The following is a 17,395-nucleotide window of genomic DNA, read 5'->3' on the forward strand; positions in this document are numbered from 1 at the left end:
GATCACCGGAGCTGAAAATGAAAAAACATAAACTGTCACTGGCCGTGGTCAGGGCCATTTATCTGGTAGGGATCGCCGGAATGGGAAGTTTCAGCACGCTGGGGTACGCGGCTGACGCGGCAAATCCGGCGCTGAAAGCACTGTTTGACCAAGCGGCTTACTGGCACGACCGTGCTCATGACGATCTGGCAAAAGATGCGCTGCAAAAAGTGTTGCTGGTTGACCCGAACAACACTCAGGCACTCTACCTGATGTCGCTCTACTCGTTGCAGAGCGGGGATAAAACCGCCGCCAATAAGTGGCGCGAAAAGCTGAGCGCTGTCTCGCCGCAGGACCCGCGTCTGGCTTCGCTCAGCAGCGCCAAAGCTTTGCAATCTATTCCCCCCACTCAGCTGGCGTCGGCCCGGCAGATGGCAGCGCAGGGCAATATCAGCGGCGCGCTGTCCACCTACCGTACAATTTTCAACGGCAACCAGCCGCTCGACAGTCTGGCGACCGAATATTACCTGACGATGGCCGGGGATAAATCCCTGCAACCACAGGCGATTGAAGGTTTGCAGCAGCGCGTGGCGCAGCGCCCGGACGACACCTCGGCAAAAGTGGCGCTGGGTAAAGTGCTGACGTATCAGGAATCGACCCGCCGCGACGGTATTAATCTGCTCAACAGCCTGGCCGCCAGCAGCCCGGAAGCGGACCGCTCGCTGCGTCAGGCGCTGTTGTGGATGGCGCCGAAAGAGAGCGATCGTGAACTGTATCAGGGCTATCAGGCGCGTCATCCCAATGACACCGGCGTGATGGCCTATTTCCAGAAAAATATCGGTGGCGCAGCCAAGGGGCAGGGCTTTACTGCGCTCAACAGCGGCGATGTGACTGACGCAAAAACCCAGTTCCAGACCGTGCTGGCGGGCAATCCAAACGATCCTGATGCACTGGCCGGGTTGGGCTATATTGCCCAGCGCAGCGGCGATTTTGCCGCCGCCGCCGATTATCTCAACCGCGCCGCGCAGCAGGGTGGCGCCAATAGCGCCCAGTTGGCCGCGCAGGCGCAAGATTCCGCGTTCTATGCCCAGTTGGCGAAAGCCAAAGCCGATGCAGAATCCGGCAGTTATGACAACGCACTCGCTGCCGTCACTCCGCTGACACAGGCCGAAGGCGAAAAAGGCGTCTCCGCCGGATTGCTACGCGCCGACATTTTACGCCGTAAAGGCGATCTGGCGGCTGCCGAGCAACAATACAGCGCACTGGGCGACAACCCGGAAGCGCGCGCCGGGCTCTATTACGTGCTGCGCCAGCAGAATAAGCCGGAGGCTAATCAGGTTCTGCAAACGCTGCCAATGGCGCTGCGCAATAAACTACAACCGCCTGCCGTGGCGGATGTCATCGAACCGATGCGCCGTCAGGCCGCGCAGGCCGTCGCCAACAATGACCCGCAGCGCGCTCTGACGATTTTACAGCAGGCGCAACAGCGCCAGCCGGGCAACGTCTGGGTGAAGCTGGATATGGCGCGCATTCTGCAACAGCAGGGGCAAACCGCTCAGGCACAGTCGCTGATGGCCTCTTCAGGCCGTCCGGGAGCCGGTGCCACCGATCTTTACGCTGCCGCACTGTTTGCCGCGGAGACCAAAAACTGGTCCACCGCCAGCGCCTTGCTGTCACGCATTCCGCGCAGTAACCAGACCGCAGCCATGCGTGAACTGGCCCAACGTGCCAACTTCAACCAGCAAATGGCGACCGCCGAAGCCTATCAGCAGCAGGGCAACAGCGCCGCTGCCGCCAATACGCTGCGGGCACTGGCGCAGGATCCGCCTTCTGCACCGGCTGACGTCGGCGCGCTGGCGAAGAACCTCGCCGCCACCGGACAGATTCCCTTGGCCGTGCAGCTGGTTCGCCAAAATATGCAAAAAGGTGTCCACGGCAATGCCGGTGACTATGCCGATCAGGTGACGGTGCTCAATCAGGCCGGGCTGAGCAATGAAGCGCAGGCCTTCCTGCAAAATCCGCAGATTCAGTCGACCACCACGCCGACCGAAATGGCCGATATGCGCAACGGCTTTGTGATCAATCAGGCCGATCAGCTGCGTGAACAGGGCCAGTACGCAGCCGCTTATGACAAGCTGGTCGTCGCGTTGCAGGCCGATCCGCAAAACCGCGATCTGATGCTGGCGATGGCCCGCCTCTATCAGTCAGGCAAAATGAACAAACAGGCAGGTCAGGTTTATAACTACCTGATGAGTAACGACACCCCAACGCAGGATGCCCGCATCGGTGCGATTAACGTGGCGCTAGCCGAAGGAAATACCCAACGGGCGCATGAGCTGATGAACGGCCTGACCGGGCCACGCACGCCGGACCGCCTGTTACTGGCCGCCCGCGTCGCGGAAGCCGAAGGCGACCACCAGCAGGCGCTGGCGCTGTTACGTTCGGCCAAAGGCAAGGTGATCGGGCTGGAGGGCGCGGACGGCGGCTCGTCGCAAATCGCCGGTTTACAACTGACCGACAATCCATTTATCAACCGTTCCACGCAGGGTACCCGCAGCACCACGCAGTCTGTGTATGGCACGGTGATGCCGTGGCAGAAGTCGGATGAGGTTTCATCTGTCAGCACGGCTCCGCTTCCGGGCGCCACGCCGACCGCCGTGGTTCAGCGCAATGCGACCGAAAAGCAGATCAACGATATGCTCGAGACGCTGCAGGATAAAACCTCCACCTGGGTGCAGGGCGATTTGTCCGTACGCGGGCGCGACGGCGAAAGCGGCCTGAGCCAGCTGACCGAAGCCAAAGCGCCGATGACCTTCTCCTTCGTGCCCTTTGATACTTCCCGCGTTACGCTCGGCGTCACGCCGATCACGCTCGACTCCGGCACCAGCAGCGGCAGTGCCAATAATCGCTTTGGTACCGGCGCGCTGCATGGCGTGCTCAGCCCAACAGCACAGGCGTTGGCTAACACCTCCACTACGCCACCGTCGGCCTCGCAATACATCGCCGAGCAGTCTTCCGGTTCGCAAAGTCAGTCAGGGGTGGAAGTGAACGCCGCACTGAGTGGCGACAATTATAAAGTCGATGTCGGTTCCACGCCACTCGGGCAAGATTTAACCTCGCTGCTCGGAGGGGCGCAGTGGGCGCCGAAACTGGGTGATTTCACCACACTGACGGTAACGGCTGAACGCCGCGCCGTGACGGACAGCTTGCTCTCTTATGTCGGTGTGCAGGACAGCTATACCGGCAGCAAGTGGGGGCAAGTCACCAAAAACGGCGGCAGCGTTAATCTTTCGTATGATAACGGCGATGCCGGTTTCTATGCGGGCGGTGGCTACTACAGCTATCTGGGCACCCATGTGACCTCAAACAGCGCGGTTAATGCCAACGTCGGAATGTACATTCGCCCATATCGTTATGACGACCGCGAGCTGAAAACCGGGATTAACGTCGGTTACATGAATTTTGACAAAAACCTCAGCTACTTCAGCTACGGTCAGGGCGGTTACTTCAGCCCGCAAAACTATGTCAGCGTGTCGTTCCCGGTGGAATATACCCAGAAATATGACGACTGGGATCTCAAGCTGAGCGGCTCCGTCGGCTATCAATCCTATACTCAGGATGAAAGCCCTTACTTCCCTGAAGACCCTGATTTACAGGCCGCGCTGGAGAACAAAGTGGCGAACAACACCGCGCAAGAAGCCTATTATACCGGCGGCTCCAAAAGTGGTATCGGCTGGAATGCGGGCGTGGGCGGCAATTATCATCTTAATAAGAATATGCAGATCGGCGGACAAGTGGGTTATGACACGTTCGGCGACTACAATGAAAGTAAGGCTCAGGTCTACTTCCGTTATCTGATGGGCGACAACTGATCCGGTGGAATAAACCATGCAAGAACAAGATTATGCGCAGGTTGAGCAGCAATATTATCGCCACCGTCATCAAACTACCGGCTGGCAAAGTCTGGTTCAGGTGCTGTTTTCCGGTATTCTATCTTCTGCCGATGACGAAGATGGCCGCCGCTTTTTGACCCTGATGGGCGGCAATCTGGCACGTCAGCACCCGCTGCCCGCTTCGGCGACTCTGGGCGAGCTGGAGGATAATCTTAACCAGCTGCTGAGCCATTTCGACTGGGGTGTGGTCAAAATTGAAGCTACGCAGCAACAGCTGACACTGGTGCATATTGCCTGGCCTGCTGCGCCGCAGGGGCAGGATCAAGAACTGTGGACCATCGCGCTTATCGCCCTGCTCGAAGGGGCCTATGCCGAATGGCTGCTGGCGCAGGGTGGGCAATCTTTTGTGCCGCTGCGCTGGCAGGAAAGCACCCGCGAAGGCGCTCTGGTCTTTCGTTATCAAAATGGATTGTAAGGAATTTTTATGTGGTCATTTCGGGCCCGCAGTCTGGTGCTGTGGTTTTGCCTCGCATTCTCGCTTTTCTCTACGGCAGTGATGGCTCAGGACACCGGCTGGTCAGACTATAAAAGCCGTTTTCTGATGCCGGACGGGCGGATTGTGGACACCGCGAATAAAAACGTCAGCCACACCGAAGGGCAAGGTTTCAGTATGTTGCTGGCGGTGTTCAACAACGATCAAAAGACGTTCGATAAGCTGTGGCAGTGGGCCAACACCACCCTCTACCGCAAAGATATCGGGCTCTATTCCTGGCGCTATGACCCAAACAGCACCCCAAAAGTGGCGGATAAAAATAACGCCTCCGATGGCGATACGCTGATGGCATGGGCACTGCTGCTGGCGGGCGATCAGTGGAATAACCCGCGCTATACACAAGCTTCTGACAAACTGCAGGCCGCGCTGATTAAACATACGGTGATCGATTACGCCGGTTATAAAGTGATGCTGCCCGGTATCTCCGGTTTTAACCAGACCAGTTCGGTGACGCTGAATCCATCCTATTTCCTCTTCCCGGCGTGGAAAGCGTTTTATCAGCACAGCCATCTGAAAGTGTGGAAAGATCTGGATGAGAGTGGCACTGCGCTGCTCGGTAAAATGGCGTTTGGCGATTTACGCCTGCCGACTGACTGGGTTGATATGAGTGCCGATGGCAGCATGAAACCCTCCAGCCGATGGCCGACGCGCTTTAGTTTTGACGCGGTGCGCATTCCGCTCTATCTCGGCTGGGCGCACCCCGGCAGCCCGAATCTCGCCCCGTTTATTCAGCTGTGGCAGAAAACACCGCGCGATTCGACCCCGGCCTGGGTCGATGTCATGACCGGCACGAAAGCGCCGTACAACATGTCGCCGGGCCTGCTGGCCATCCGTGATTTCACCATGGAAAACCGCAGCGCCCTCAGCGCGAATCTCGCCCCGAAAGATGATTACTACTCCTCATGCCTGCAACTGCTGACCTGGTGGGCCAGTCAGGGGAAATAGGATTCACGCAGTTCCCACTCAATAAACGGCAAAACGGCATCTGATGAGGATGCCGTTTTTTATTTTCCAGACGCACACTGATTTGCCCAAACTCATTCGAGTTAGATCTAGGCGGCAACTGAATGAATCCCCGAGAGCTTACTCAGGTAAGTGACCGGGGTGAATGAAGGCAGCCAACGCCGAGCTCACTTGAAGGATGAAGGGCAAATTAGAAGTAGTATTTGAAGCGCGCACGTACGCCATATCGTGTGTCATCGCCGTTATTCTTCTCTCCCTCTGCCGTATCAAGCATTGACGCGTAGGCTCCCAGATAGAGATTGAAGTTCTGCATGTCCATAATGTTCGGGATCAGGTAGGAGGAGTGGATGGTATGGATACTGTATTTGCCTGCGCCGTCGAAGGCATAGTCCCCATTATCATTGCGCATAAAGTTGCTGTTATTGAACTCATCAATCTTGTTGTGCGCATAGATATACCCGAGTTCCAGACGGTGCCACAGCACGTTGGCGCCGATGGAGAAATCTTTCTCGTCCTGCGCGTCAAGATAGGCGGTGCTGAAGTTCGCGACCACGCCATCCTCAGGATCGGCTTTCTGTCCGTCCCACGTCATGGTCATGCCATAGCCATTGCGTTTTGATTGATCAACGGTGTCGCCCTGCGCATTTTCATACCCGTAGGCGTTGTTGACCACGTTACTTTCCATAGCGACAGCCGCGGAGAATGCCTCCCCTTTCCACGCCACAATCGGACGCAAATAGACCACGTTTTTGTCGTTGGTCAGATCGTTGCCGTGATAGTTTTTATCGGCAAACAGCGAGGTGCCATCTTCCACCAACGTGTTTAGTTCGAAGTACCAGTTGCCGATATTTTTGCTGAGATTGAAGTTACCACCACTGTTGCTGCGCCCGCGGCCCTCTTTCATCATGTAGATGTAGCCATAACCGTCTGCATAGAGATCGTTGGCGGTATTGCCGGAATACTCGACAAAGGTGTCCTGATTGAGCGGGAACATATCATAGGCTTCAAAACGCCCTACTTTGGCCTGCCAGTTATTTTCCTCCCCGAAGAAGAAGGCGGCGTCATCGACATTCATGCTGCCATGCAGGTCAGCCAGGGGTTGCACCGTAAAACCAGAAAACTGGCCATTATCGTTACGGCGGTAACCATCCACGCCAATCAGCAGACGACCATTAATATCCCAGCGTTCGTTATTTCCGGGCTTCCAGCTTTTATTATCACTGGTTTTTGCCGACGTTAATTGCCCGCTGCGGCTCGCCCCATCCATATTAAACTCCACGTCACCATAAAGTTTTAAATTATCGAAACCGTTAAGTGTGAGACTTTTCTTATTAGCCGGTTCTTTCTGTTTAATATCGACAGCAGCGACCTGCAATTCCTGCGTTTGTTTCAGCGTCTGGTCGTCATGTTTTAGCTGCTGAATCTGTTTTTCCGCATTGTCCGCACGGGCCTCGGCCTGTTGTAAGCGCTGTTCAAGCTGTGCCAGGCGGGCTTCCAGGCTGGTGGGGGCTGACGTCGCTGCATAGCTGTTACCTGATACTGCAGCACCCACCATTAAAGCGATAACGGTTAATTTTTTCATGATGTCCCTTTCATTGCCTATTTAAAGAAATAACGTAACAGAAATAATAAATAACGTAATTTTATAGAGTTTTTTGTCACCAGAAATAAATCAAAGAAAATGTATGGCGAGGGAATAATACCTGTCAAAAGACTTTAACTATAAACGTGACGCCGATCGGCCTCTTAATTAATTGCTATTATTACTAATTTTTATTATTTATATTTTTGACTTTAAATATATAAAATACAGATAAATGAACACGAAATTATTCTGCGGAAGAATAGGCTGCGAAGGGTGACATGCTAATAAACATCTCAGCCATAGGGTGCGCCATGTCGCATTTCCAATGTCGCCTTTGCAAAGTTTCTAGCCAATATGAGATTGGCCTCGCATAATTTCTTTCTAATACAGCGACCTATAAAAAGAAGAAAAGATGAAAAAGACGATTCTCTCCATGCTGCTTTGCGCAAGTACCTCTGTCATGGCCGCCGAGCCGGTCAATATCACTATTCTGGGCACCTCTGATCTCCATGGCACCTTCGTACCTTGGGATTATTCTACCGACACTGAAAATCTGGCGGGCAGCCTGAGCCAAATTGCTACACAGGTGCATAAAGTCCGGACGCAACAGCCGAATGTGATCCTGGTTGACGCCGGTGACACCATTCAGGGCAACTTCGTTGAGACCTTCAAGAACGATAAAACCAGCCCGATGATCCTCGGCTTGAACGCTCTGAACTACGATGTCTGGGTGATGGGCAATCACGAATTCGACTTCGGTCTCAAGGCATTGGCCACCCCGCTCAGCCAGTTCAAAGGGACGGCGCTGGCCGGGAATATTCTGTGGGACAGCGGCAAACCCTATCTGCCTGCCTATAAAATCATTGAGCGTGAGGGCGTGAAGATTGGCATCATCGGCATGGATACCCCGATGACAGCTGAGTTTGCCAAAGGTACCGACCACATTACAGGCCTGAACTTTACCGACCCGGTCAATGCGGTGAAAAAGGTGATTGCCGAGCTTCACGGTAAAGTGGACGCGATTGTGTTGGTTGCTCACATGGGTATCGATAACGAAAACCAGCGCCCTGGCACTGGCGTGGGTGATATCGCCCGCGCGAACCCTGAACTGGCGGCCATTGTCGCGGGTCACATGCATGTGAAAGTGGATAAAGAGATCATTAACGGCGTTATTGTCACTGAACCCGATAAATATGGCCGGGCACTGTCGCGCATCGATTTGCAGTTTGAACAGCAAAACGGCAAATACGTGCTGATCAACAAAGACAGCTACACCTACCCGATTAAGGGCATCACGTCCGATAAGAAGATGGAAGAGATCTACCAGCCCTTCCATAAAATCCTGCGGGCCAACGCCAACCGGCCGATTGCCCAGCTGACCGGGCAGGATTTGGTGCCGCCGGATGCCGTAAAAGGCATTCCTCAGGTGCATATCCAGGATACCGGCATCAGCGCGCTTTATCAGGAAGCGGTCCGCCATTACGCGCCAAAAGCACAGGTCATCGCATTGCAGATCGACAATGACCGGCCAAAACTGAATGTGGGCACCATCACCGCCAAAGATATCGCCTTCAATTATCAGTATGCAGGCGGCGAAATCACCGTGTATCAGCTCACCGGCAAAGAGCTGAAAAAATACATGGAGTGGTCGGCAGGCTACTTTAATCAGCAGCACGACGGTGACGTAACCTACAGCTTTAACCCGCAGCGCCGCGCGTCCAAATATTCAACCAACGACTTCTTCGACGGCGTCACTTACACCATCGACCTGCGTAAACCGGCCGGACAGCGCATAACCGATCTGAAAATGAACGACGGCTCGCCGGTTACCGACAGCACGCCAATTCGTTTAGGAATGAACGCCTACCGCATGGGCCATCTGACCCAAAAAGGCGGCGCACTGGAGGGAATGCAGTTCCCGATGCTGTCAGATACCAAAGTGGAATATGGCGAAGAAGCCGGAACCATCCGTAATCTGACCATCCGCTATCTGACCGACGTGAAGAAAGGCCAGTATCAGGGCAAGGCAGAACATCGTTGGAAGCTGACCGGCATGGAAGGCTATGAACGTGAACGAAAAATCGTGGATCAGCTGCTCAATGACGGCAAAATCAGTGTCCCGACGACAGAGGATGGCCGCTACACCAACGTAGCCTCCATCAACGTCAAGCCGCTGTTGTTTAGCGAGGTTCAGGGCAAGAAGCAGCAGGTGGCCGCGCTGCAGCAACAAATACAGAACGCCAGCGATCCGGTAGTGAAAAAGCAGCTGAGTGATCAGTTGGTGATCATTGAAGCGATTAACTGATAGAATAGCGTAAGAAGCAATAATCCCGCGTAACAACTAAGGCCGCTCGCTTATAAACGGGCGGCTTGCTTTTTGTTCAACACCACAGGATAATTCCCTTATAACTTTACCATTTTTGTATTTAGCATCTTCAGGGAAAAAAGATGAAGGGTTTTGATTATAGGAAAAAGCACCGAAAGCTTAAACAAGACATAAGTAATATTCGGATTAATATTTTGAAATTACGGTCATTAATAAGAAAGCGTGTTTCAAAAAAAATTGACCTTAAAGACAAGCCGCAGCTAAAGGTCCTCATTCTCAGAACCGGAGATGAAATTGGGGATGCTGTAATATTGACAGGGTTAGCCAAAAAATTACACGATGCGGGATACCAGGTTAACTTTCTTGGCGGTAAATCATGTGAAAATTTGTTCTCTCACACAGATTTCGTGCACAAGGTTTTTCTATACGATCGGGATAGGTCGCCACGCAGGCTGAAGCGAGAGGGTTTCGATATTGTCATCGATTTGAATGATATCTTAACCTTCAGAAGAATAAATCTGATATATAAGATTAATGCTAACATCACCATTGGATTTAATAAATCAAGATATCCAATGTATTCCGACTCTATTGAATTCATGGATAAAGACATTCATATTACGGCACGCTATAAGAAAGTATTGGACCTGCTTGAGATTGACTCTGCCAACTATGAATATTCGCTGGGTATTAGTGAGGCGGATGAAAAGATCATTTGTGACAAATTGTCATCAAAGAGATTCAACTATTTAATCGCATTAAACCCACTGACCAGCTCTCTGGATAAGAACCTGTCCAAAAGGCAAGTTGAAGAAATTATATTATTCATCAGAAAAAACTACCAGAACATTGGTATAATCCTCATCGGCAAGTATGAAAAAATAGCTGAATTTCAAACTGATGGATGTATTATCTTTCCTGAAAGTACGATCATTTTTGCCGCAGCGATGGTGAAAAATGCAGATTTAATCATCACACCAGACACATCCATTGTTCATTTATCCCGAACTTTCAATAAAAAAATGATCGCTCTTTATAATAATGGAAGAATAGAGGAAACCGGATTCCTTGCCTATAATATGTGGCTTCCTGATTATGATAATGCAACGGTCATTCGCGTCAACACGCCCAATATCTGTGAGTTTAGTTCAAAGGAAATTATTGATAAAATTAAAGACATTATTCCGAGTGAGTTACTTAAATCATCAGAACAACCTCAAGCCGTAGCCAATTTAACGCAGGAAGATACGTTGTCTGTCGCTTAAAAACTGCACCTTAATCAGTTGCTATCCAACTTTTCGGGTGCAGTTGTCGCGAAGTAAGAAAAAACTTACGCCTGCCCCGCCTCAACCAGTGGCTGGGTCTTGCCCATCTCATCCTGATCTACCGCAAAACAGGCAACCAGCTGGTCACCATATTGTTTCAGCTGCGGCTGGAACTGGGTACAGGTGGTGAAGGCGCGGCGGCAGCGGGCATTGAACGCGCAACCGGCTGGCGGGTTAAGCGGGCTTGGCAGCTCACCGGTCAACTTGATGCGCTCACGGCGCTCATCCGGGTTCAGACGCGGCGTAGCCGATAACAATGCCTGCGTGTACGGATGGCGCGGATTGTTGAAGATGGCATCTTTCGGCCCCTTCTCCACACAGCGGCCGAGGTACATCACCATCACTTCATCGGCAATGTGTTCAACCACTGACAGGTCATGGGAGATGAATACGTAAGAAAGCCCCAGATCCTGCTGCAAATCCATCATCAGGTTCAGCACCTGCGCGCGCACCGAAACATCGAGCGCGGAAACCGGTTCGTCGGCAATCACTACGTCCGGGTCAAGCATCAGACCACGGGCGATAGCGATACGCTGACGCTGACCGCCGGAGAACATGTGCGGATAGCGGTCGTAGTGCTCGGTTTTCAGACCGACTTTCGCCATCATTTCCAGCGCTTTTTCGCGGCGCTCTTTGCTGGTCAGCTTGGTGTTAATCAGCAGAGGCTCTTCAAGGATCTGCCCGACTTTCTTACGCGGATTAAGCGATCCGTAAGGGTTCTGGAACACGATTTGGATTTTCTGACGGCGCAGCTTTTCAGCGGTGGCATCAGGCTTGAGCAGATCCTGCCCGCGGTAATAGAGCTCACCGCCGGTTGGGATCTCAATCATGGTCAGCAGACGGCCAAGGGTCGATTTACCACAGCCGGATTCACCAACCACGGCCAGCGTTTTACCGCGTTCGAGGTCAAATGAAACGCCGTCGAGGGCTTTTACCGTGCGCTCAGGGGCAAACAGCCCTTTCTTTACCGGGTAGTGTTTTTTCAGGTCAATCGCCTGCAACAGAGGCGCTGACTGGGTGGGGTTTTCATGACTCATAGGTAGGTCTCCCGGCATCATCCAGCGGATAATGGCACTTCGACTGACGCCCGTTCGCAAGGTCACGCAGCGCCGGTTCTTCTTTACGGCAGAGATCTGTTGCATACGGGCAACGCGGGTTCAGCAGGCAACCGTTCGGACGGTCATATTTGCCCGGCACGACGCCCGGCAATGACTGTAAACGGGCCTTGTCAGCGGCAAATTCCGGCAAGGATCGCAGCAGCGCCTGAGTGTAAGGATGGCGCGGCGCACGGAAAATCTCCGTGGCTTTAGCCGACTCCACCACCTGACCGGCGTACATCACGATGATATGCTGCGCCGCTTCGGCGACCAGCGCCAAATCGTGCGTGATCAGCATCAGCGCCATGTTCTCTTTCTGCTGCAACTCCAGCAGCAGTTCGATGATTTGCGCCTGAATGGTCACGTCGAGCGCCGTCGTAGGTTCGTCGGCGATCAGCAGTTTTGGCCGGCAGGCGATCGCCATGGCGATCATCACGCGCTGGCTCATCCCGCCGGAAAGCTGGTGCGGATAGACGTCAAGACGCGAAGCCGGGTCAGGAATACCGACCAGATTGAGTAAATCGATAGTGCGCTGACGACGGGTCTTTTTATTGCCGCCCTGATGCACCTTAATGGCTTCCATAATCTGGAACCCGACGGTGTAGCACGGGTTAAGGCTGGTCATCGGGTCCTGGAAAATCATCGCGACTTCAGCACCGACAATCTGGCGGCGCTCTTTTTCGCTCATCTTTTGCAGGTCGCGTCCGCCGAACTCCAGCGTCTCAGCCATCACTTTGCCGGGGAAGTCGATAAGCCCCATCAGCGCCAGTGAACTGACCGATTTACCGGAGCCGGACTCGCCAACAATCCCGACCACTTCGCCCTGTTTTACGCTGTAGCTGATACGGTCAACGGCGCGGAACGGCGTGCCTTCGTCACCAAAGTGAACGGAGAGTTTATCCACGGTCAGCAGCGTTTTGCCGACCGGTACATCTTTAATTAATGTGGTTTCCATCTCTCGTCCCTTACTGCTTGAGTTTAGGGTCAAGGGCGTCGCGCAGACCGTCACCCATCAGGTTAAATGCCAGTACCGTCAGCAGGATCACCACGCCAGGGAAGGTCACGACCCACCATGCGCTTTGGGCAAACTGCAATACGTCGGACAGCATAGTGCCCCACTCAGGCGTTGGCGGCTGTGCGCCCATGCCGAGGAAGCCGAGAGCCGCCATATCCAGAATGGCGTTGGAGAAACCGAGCGATGCCTGAACGATCAGCGGTGCTAAGCAGTTAGGCAGAATGTTGACGAACATCTGACGGGTCGCACCGGCTCCGGCCACGCGCGAAGCGGTGACGTAGTCTCGGTTGACTTCCACCAGCACCGCCGCACGCGTTAAACGCACATAGTGTGGCAGGGCGACGAAGGTCAGTGCCAGTGAGGCATTGACGATGGACGGGCCGAAAATGGCCACCAGCACCAGCGCCAAGAGCAGGCTTGGCAATGCCAGCATGATGTCAACGATACGCATGATCGCGGCATCAATTACGCCGCCGTAGTAACCGGCAAACAGACCGAAGACCACGCCGAGGATCAGGGAGAGCACTACCACCAGACAACCGACCAGCAGCGACAGACGTGCGCCGTACATCAGGCGGCTGAGAATATCGCGGCCGACGTCATCGGTACCTAACAGGAATTTCCAGCTGCCGCCCTGCATCCAGACCGGCGGGCGCAGCAGCGCGTCACGGAACTGTTCAGCGGGAGCATGCGGGGCGAGAACATTAGCGCCAATCGCAATGACCAGCATGATAATGATGTAAACCAGACCGGTAACGGCCCCTTTGTTGCGCTTAAAGTAGTGCCAGAATTCGCGCAGTGGCGGCATCGGCGTTGGCGCAGCCGTCACGATTTCATTCGCGACGGGCTCTGTAACCTGAGACATAGTGCGCCCCTTATTTTCTATGACGAATACGCGGATTGACCACGCCGTAGAGCACGTCTACCAGCAGGTTAACCACGATAATCAGAATGGCGACCAGCAATACCCCGCCCTGTACGACCGGATAGTCGCGGCGTTGCAATGCATCAATCAGCCAGCGGCCAAGTCCCGGCCAGGAGAAGATGGTTTCTGTCAGGATGGCGCCGCCGAGCAGCGTACCCACCTGCAAACCAATGATGGTCACCACCGGCAGCAGCGCGTTACGCAAGGCGTGGACAACAATCACCCGCATACGACTGACGCCTTTGGCGCGCGCGGTACGAATGTAATCTTCGCCCAGCACTTCCAGCATGGAAGAGCGGGTCATACGCACGATAACGGCCAGAGGAATAGTCCCGAGCACCAGAGCCGGTAAAATCATGTGCATCACGGCATCTTTAAAGTCACCCGGTTCGCCCCAAATCAGCGAATCGATCAGCATAAAGCCGGTCAACGGTTGGCTGTCATCGAGGAATACCGTATCGCTTATTCGCCCCGATACGGGCGTGAGATTGAGCTGTACCGAGACCAGCATCACCAGCATGATCCCCCACCAGAAGATGGGCATCGAATAACCGGTGAGTGAGATACCGACCGCCGTGTGGTCGAAGATGGATCCGCGTTTAACCGCAGCCAGCACCCCCACAGGAATACCGACGATCACCGCGAAAAGCATGGCGCAGATACCTAATTCCAGCGTCGCTTTAAAGCGCGGCACAAACTCCTGCCAGACCGGAATACGGCTCTTTAACGACACGCCTAAATCACCGTGCAGCACGCCGTTCACATAGTGGAAGTATTGTTGATAAAGAGGCTTATCGAGCCCCATCTCTGCCATCAACTGAGCGTGGCGCTCGGCAGAAATACCGCGTTCTCCGGCCATGATGGTCACCGGGTCACCTGGGATCATGTGCACGAAGGCAAAAGTCAGCAAAGTTATGCCGATAAACGTTGGGATAACTAACCCCAAACGTCGGAGTATGAACTGAAACATATCCCGTACTCTCTGTATAAAATGCCCGGAAAACCGTAGCTCGCCGGGCTTATTGTTAACTCACATTGCTTTCTAAACGTATGAACCTAACGCTGTAGTGAATGGCCCGCGAACGAGGCGCAGGAGCACAGCAATCGAGACATACCATTAGGTAGGCGAAGATTGCGAGCACCGCACAACGCGGTTTCCGGGTCATTCAGTAAGCTGTCACTCCATGCTTACGTTTTCGAAGTGGTGTTTGCCTAACGGGTCTACCACATAGCCTTTAACTTCTTTACGCACTGGCTCGTATACGGTGGAGTGAGCGATGATCAGCGCAGGCGCCTGGTCATGCATCACAACCTGAGCCTGTTGGTACAGCGCAACACGTTTGGCGTGATCGGATTCTGCACGGGCTGGCTGAATCAGATCTTCAAACGGCTTGTAGCACCAGCGTGAATAGTTAGAGCCATCTTTCGCAGCCGCACAGCTAAACAGGGTCGCGAAGAAGTTATCCGGATCCCCATTGTCCCCGGTCCAGCCCATCATCACAGACTGATGTTCACCGGCTTTGGCACGTTTCAGGTACTCGCCCCACTCGTAGGTCACGATGTTGGCTTTAACGCCAATTTTCGCCCAGTCAGACTGGATCATCTCAGCCATACGACGTGCGTTCGGGTTGTACGGACGCTGAACTGGCATTGCCCACAGGTCGATAGTGAAACCATCGGCGTGGCCGGCTTCTTTCAGCAACTCTTTGGCTTTGGCGGGATCATACGGGTAATCCACCACGTCTTTGTTGTAGCCCCACATGGTTGGTGGGATCAGGTTTTTAGCCGACTGGCCAGCACCCTGATAAACCGCATCGATGATGGCCTGTTTGTTCACAGCCATGGTCAGTGCCTGACGCACTTTCACTTCATCCAGTGGTTTTTTCTCAACGTTGAAGGAGAGATAGCCGACGTTCAGACCTGGCTGTTGCATCAAGTTGATCGTCTTATCTTTCTTCATTGCCGCGATATCAGCCGGATTCGGGTACGGCATTACCTGGCATTCGTTTTTCTGCAATTTCGCATAACGGATAGACGCGTCAGGCGTGATGGAGAAGACCAAACGGTCGATCTGCGGCTTGGTACCCCAGTAACCTGGGAACGCTTTGTACAGAATGCGGGAATCTTTCTGGTATTGCAGCAGCTGGAACGGACCGGTACCGATTGGGTTCAGGTCAACTTTCTCAGGGGTTTTCGCTTTCAACATGTTGTCAGCGTATTCCGCAGACAGGATTGACGCGAAGTCCATACCGAGGTCAGCCAGGAACGGGGCCTCCGGACGGTTCAGAACGAACTGAACGGTGTTGTCATCCACTTTAACGATCTTGTTGATCAGATCGCCCATGCCCATACCTTCGAAGTATTCGTAGCTGCCGCCAGAAACACCGTGGTACGGGTTGTTTTTGTCTAACTGACGCTCAAACGAGTAAACCACGTCGTCTGCGTTGAAATCACGGGTCGGTTTAAAGTCTTTATTGTCCTGCCATTTCACGCCTTTACGCAGATGGAAGGTATAGGTTTTGCCGTCAGCAGAGATATCCCACTTTTCAGCCAGACCCGGCTGCAGTTCTGTGGTGCCGATTTTGAATTCGACCAGACGGTTATAGATAGGCACGGAGCTGGCGTCGTAAGTAGTACCAGAGGTGAACAACTGCGGGTTAAAACCTTCAGGCGAACCTTCAGAACAATACACTAACGTTTTTGCCTGCACGCTGGCTGCCACGGTCAGCGCAATCAGGCCAATACCGAATTTCAGTATCCCTGCTTTTCCCAAGGAGATTGTCATCGCTTTTGCTCCATTTATTAATGGTGATGTGGATGTGTGTGTTGTGTTTGCAGCTCACGCCACCCTTTATTTTTTATTTACGGGTGACTGTGTTGCCCAATTCGCTGCGGAAAGTTTTCTCAGAAAAGGGAGGAACGCCTAGGGAGCGCTTTTTTCGGGCAAACCTTGTAAACATAGCGTTACAGGTAGTTACCGGAAAAATCTTCTGGTCAGACTTCGGGCTCTCAATTTGGCAACTCTGAAGGATGACGTCAATATAACCAATAGGCATTTACAAAGACTGTGAGTAACAGCAAACAAACATAAAAAAACCTTTCTTTAACATTTACAGGACGAATGTTCAGTCCATGAAGACAAAGTCAACAGAATCGGCTTCTCATGAGACTTTTCTTAGCGATTTACCCCGTTTTAAATCCACAAAAATTAATTGCCAAATGATGATTATATGAACGGTTATTTGTAAGATCAGGGTAGAAAGCAGCGGAAAATGCTGGTCAGCCGCCAGATTCGGGCAAGTCAATGCAAAGAAGCACAGCCTTAAAACAGTGCGCCAGGGCGCCAAAACAGGGCCATTGCTCCGGCGTGGTGCAGAGAGGTGCGTGGGATCATAAAACGAAAGTTTGAAGTATAAGAGGCAGCATTTTTGGGCAAAAAAAAACCTGCTTTAAAAAGCAGGCTTTTCGAATGTGGTCGGCGAGAGAGGATTACGCGCATCTTCGATGCTTGCCCTGCGGGCCGTTGCTAAAGCAACGTGGTCTCGCTGCGCTCGGCTCAAACCTCCTTCGGAGGTTCTCATCCTCATAAACTTTGGGCGAAAAAAAACCTGCTTTAAAAAGCAGGCTTTTCGAATGTGGTCGGCGAGAGAGGATTCGAACCTCCGACCCACTGGTCCCAAACCAGTTGCGCTACCAAGCTGCGCTACTCGCCGAATCGGAGCGCATGTTACTGC

General features: G+C 53.1%; 11 protein-coding genes, 1 tRNA gene and 1 other RNA gene. 5 read left to right on the top strand and 8 right to left on the bottom strand.

The window, feature by feature from the left end; genetic code table 11:
* Positions 1-17 precede the first annotated feature (17 nt).
* Genes ACZRKO_RS18520 through ACZRKO_RS18530 form a run of 3 tightly spaced genes read left to right on the top strand, consistent with a single transcriptional unit; the run spans position 18 to position 5,370 of the window.
* The gene (locus ACZRKO_RS18520) at positions 18-3,851 is read left to right on the top strand and encodes a cellulose biosynthesis protein BcsC (protein WP_463738708.1); all 3,834 of its coding nucleotides are present in this window, start codon (positions 18-20) and stop codon (positions 3,849-3,851) included.
* A 16-nt stretch (positions 3,852-3,867) separates the two neighbouring features.
* On the top strand, positions 3,868-4,347 hold the full coding sequence (gene bcsD / locus ACZRKO_RS18525) for a cellulose biosynthesis protein BcsD (RefSeq protein ID WP_463738709.1): 480 nt from the start codon (positions 3,868-3,870) through the stop codon (positions 4,345-4,347).
* Between the two features lie 9 nt (positions 4,348-4,356).
* A complete protein-coding gene (locus ACZRKO_RS18530) occupies positions 4,357-5,370 on the top strand; it encodes a glycosyl hydrolase family 8 (RefSeq protein ID WP_463738710.1) in 1,014 nt (337 codons plus the stop codon).
* Positions 5,371-5,578: 208 nt separating this feature from the next.
* Here the strand turns inward: ACZRKO_RS18530 and ACZRKO_RS18535 are convergent, their stop codons facing one another.
* Positions 5,579-6,970 (bottom strand): carbohydrate porin, encoded by a 1,392-nt coding sequence (locus tag ACZRKO_RS18535; protein WP_463738711.1) that lies wholly within the window; start codon positions 6,968-6,970, stop codon positions 5,579-5,581.
* Between the two features lie 415 nt (positions 6,971-7,385).
* On the opposite strand from ACZRKO_RS18535, the gene ACZRKO_RS18540 reads away from it, so the two are divergent.
* Both ACZRKO_RS18540 and ACZRKO_RS18545 read left to right on the top strand, forming a co-directional pair.
* Positions 7,386-9,278, top strand: coding sequence for a bifunctional metallophosphatase/5'-nucleotidase (locus tag ACZRKO_RS18540; protein WP_463738712.1), 1,893 nt, complete (start codon positions 7,386-7,388; stop codon positions 9,276-9,278).
* A gap of 143 nt (positions 9,279-9,421) precedes the next feature.
* Positions 9,422-10,564: a glycosyltransferase family 9 protein gene (locus ACZRKO_RS18545; RefSeq protein WP_463738713.1), complete on the top strand. Its 1,143-nt coding sequence runs from the start codon at positions 9,422-9,424 to the stop codon at positions 10,562-10,564.
* Positions 10,565-10,629: 65 nt separating this feature from the next.
* Here ACZRKO_RS18545 and dppF read toward each other — a convergent pair whose 3' ends face one another.
* The 7 genes from dppF to ACZRKO_RS18580 form a co-directional block, all read right to left on the bottom strand.
* Complete coding sequence (dppF, locus tag ACZRKO_RS18550) at positions 10,630-11,661, bottom strand: dipeptide ABC transporter ATP-binding subunit DppF (protein ID WP_463738714.1); 1,032 nt, start codon at positions 11,659-11,661, stop codon at positions 10,630-10,632.
* On the bottom strand, positions 11,651-12,676 hold the full coding sequence (gene dppD / locus ACZRKO_RS18555) for a dipeptide ABC transporter ATP-binding protein (protein ID WP_463738715.1): 1,026 nt from the start codon (positions 12,674-12,676) through the stop codon (positions 11,651-11,653). The genes dppF and dppD overlap by 11 nt, the downstream gene beginning before the upstream one ends.
* A gap of 10 nt (positions 12,677-12,686) precedes the next feature.
* Positions 12,687-13,601 carry a dipeptide ABC transporter permease DppC gene (gene dppC / locus ACZRKO_RS18560; protein ID WP_463738716.1) on the bottom strand — a complete coding sequence of 305 codons (915 nt, stop codon included), beginning with the start codon at positions 13,599-13,601 and terminating at the stop codon, positions 12,687-12,689.
* A 10-nt stretch (positions 13,602-13,611) separates the two neighbouring features.
* Positions 13,612-14,631, bottom strand: coding sequence for a dipeptide ABC transporter permease DppB (dppB, locus tag ACZRKO_RS18565; protein WP_463738717.1), 1,020 nt, complete (start codon positions 14,629-14,631; stop codon positions 13,612-13,614).
* 207 nt (positions 14,632-14,838) lie between these two features.
* Positions 14,839-16,446, bottom strand: a complete 1,608-nt coding sequence (gene dppA / locus ACZRKO_RS18570; RefSeq protein WP_463738718.1) for a dipeptide ABC transporter periplasmic-binding protein DppA — start codon at positions 16,444-16,446, stop codon at positions 14,839-14,841.
* Positions 16,447-17,133: 687 nt separating this feature from the next.
* A non-coding RNA gene (locus tag ACZRKO_RS18575) (RtT sRNA) lies at positions 17,134-17,262 on the bottom strand.
* Between the two features lie 35 nt (positions 17,263-17,297).
* Positions 17,298-17,374, bottom strand: a tRNA-Pro gene (locus ACZRKO_RS18580).
* Positions 17,375-17,395 lie beyond the last annotated feature (21 nt).

It is taken from the genome of Ewingella sp. C233 (genome assembly GCF_055407225.1).

Excerpts from the sequence above, each read along its gene's own strand:
- ACZRKO_RS18520 (WP_463738708.1), top strand. The coding sequence starts at position 18 with ATGAAAAAACATAAACTGTCACTGGCCGTGGTCAGGGCCATTTATCTG.
- bcsD (WP_463738709.1), top strand. The coding sequence starts at position 3,868 with ATGCAAGAACAAGATTATGCGCAGGTTGAGCAGCAATATTATCGCCAC.
- ACZRKO_RS18530 (WP_463738710.1), top strand. The coding sequence starts at position 4,357 with ATGTGGTCATTTCGGGCCCGCAGTCTGGTGCTGTGGTTTTGCCTCGCA.
- ACZRKO_RS18535 (WP_463738711.1), bottom strand. The coding sequence starts at position 6,970 with ATGAAAAAATTAACCGTTATCGCTTTAATGGTGGGTGCTGCAGTATCA.
- ACZRKO_RS18540 (WP_463738712.1), top strand. The coding sequence starts at position 7,386 with ATGAAAAAGACGATTCTCTCCATGCTGCTTTGCGCAAGTACCTCTGTC.
- ACZRKO_RS18545 (WP_463738713.1), top strand. The coding sequence starts at position 9,422 with ATGAAGGGTTTTGATTATAGGAAAAAGCACCGAAAGCTTAAACAAGAC.
- dppF (WP_463738714.1), bottom strand. The coding sequence starts at position 11,661 with ATGAGTCATGAAAACCCCACCCAGTCAGCGCCTCTGTTGCAGGCGATT.
- dppD (WP_463738715.1), bottom strand. The coding sequence starts at position 12,676 with ATGGAAACCACATTAATTAAAGATGTACCGGTCGGCAAAACGCTGCTG.
- dppC (WP_463738716.1), bottom strand. The coding sequence starts at position 13,601 with ATGTCTCAGGTTACAGAGCCCGTCGCGAATGAAATCGTGACGGCTGCG.
- dppB (WP_463738717.1), bottom strand. The coding sequence starts at position 14,631 with ATGTTTCAGTTCATACTCCGACGTTTGGGGTTAGTTATCCCAACGTTT.
- dppA (WP_463738718.1), bottom strand. The coding sequence starts at position 16,446 with ATGACAATCTCCTTGGGAAAAGCAGGGATACTGAAATTCGGTATTGGC.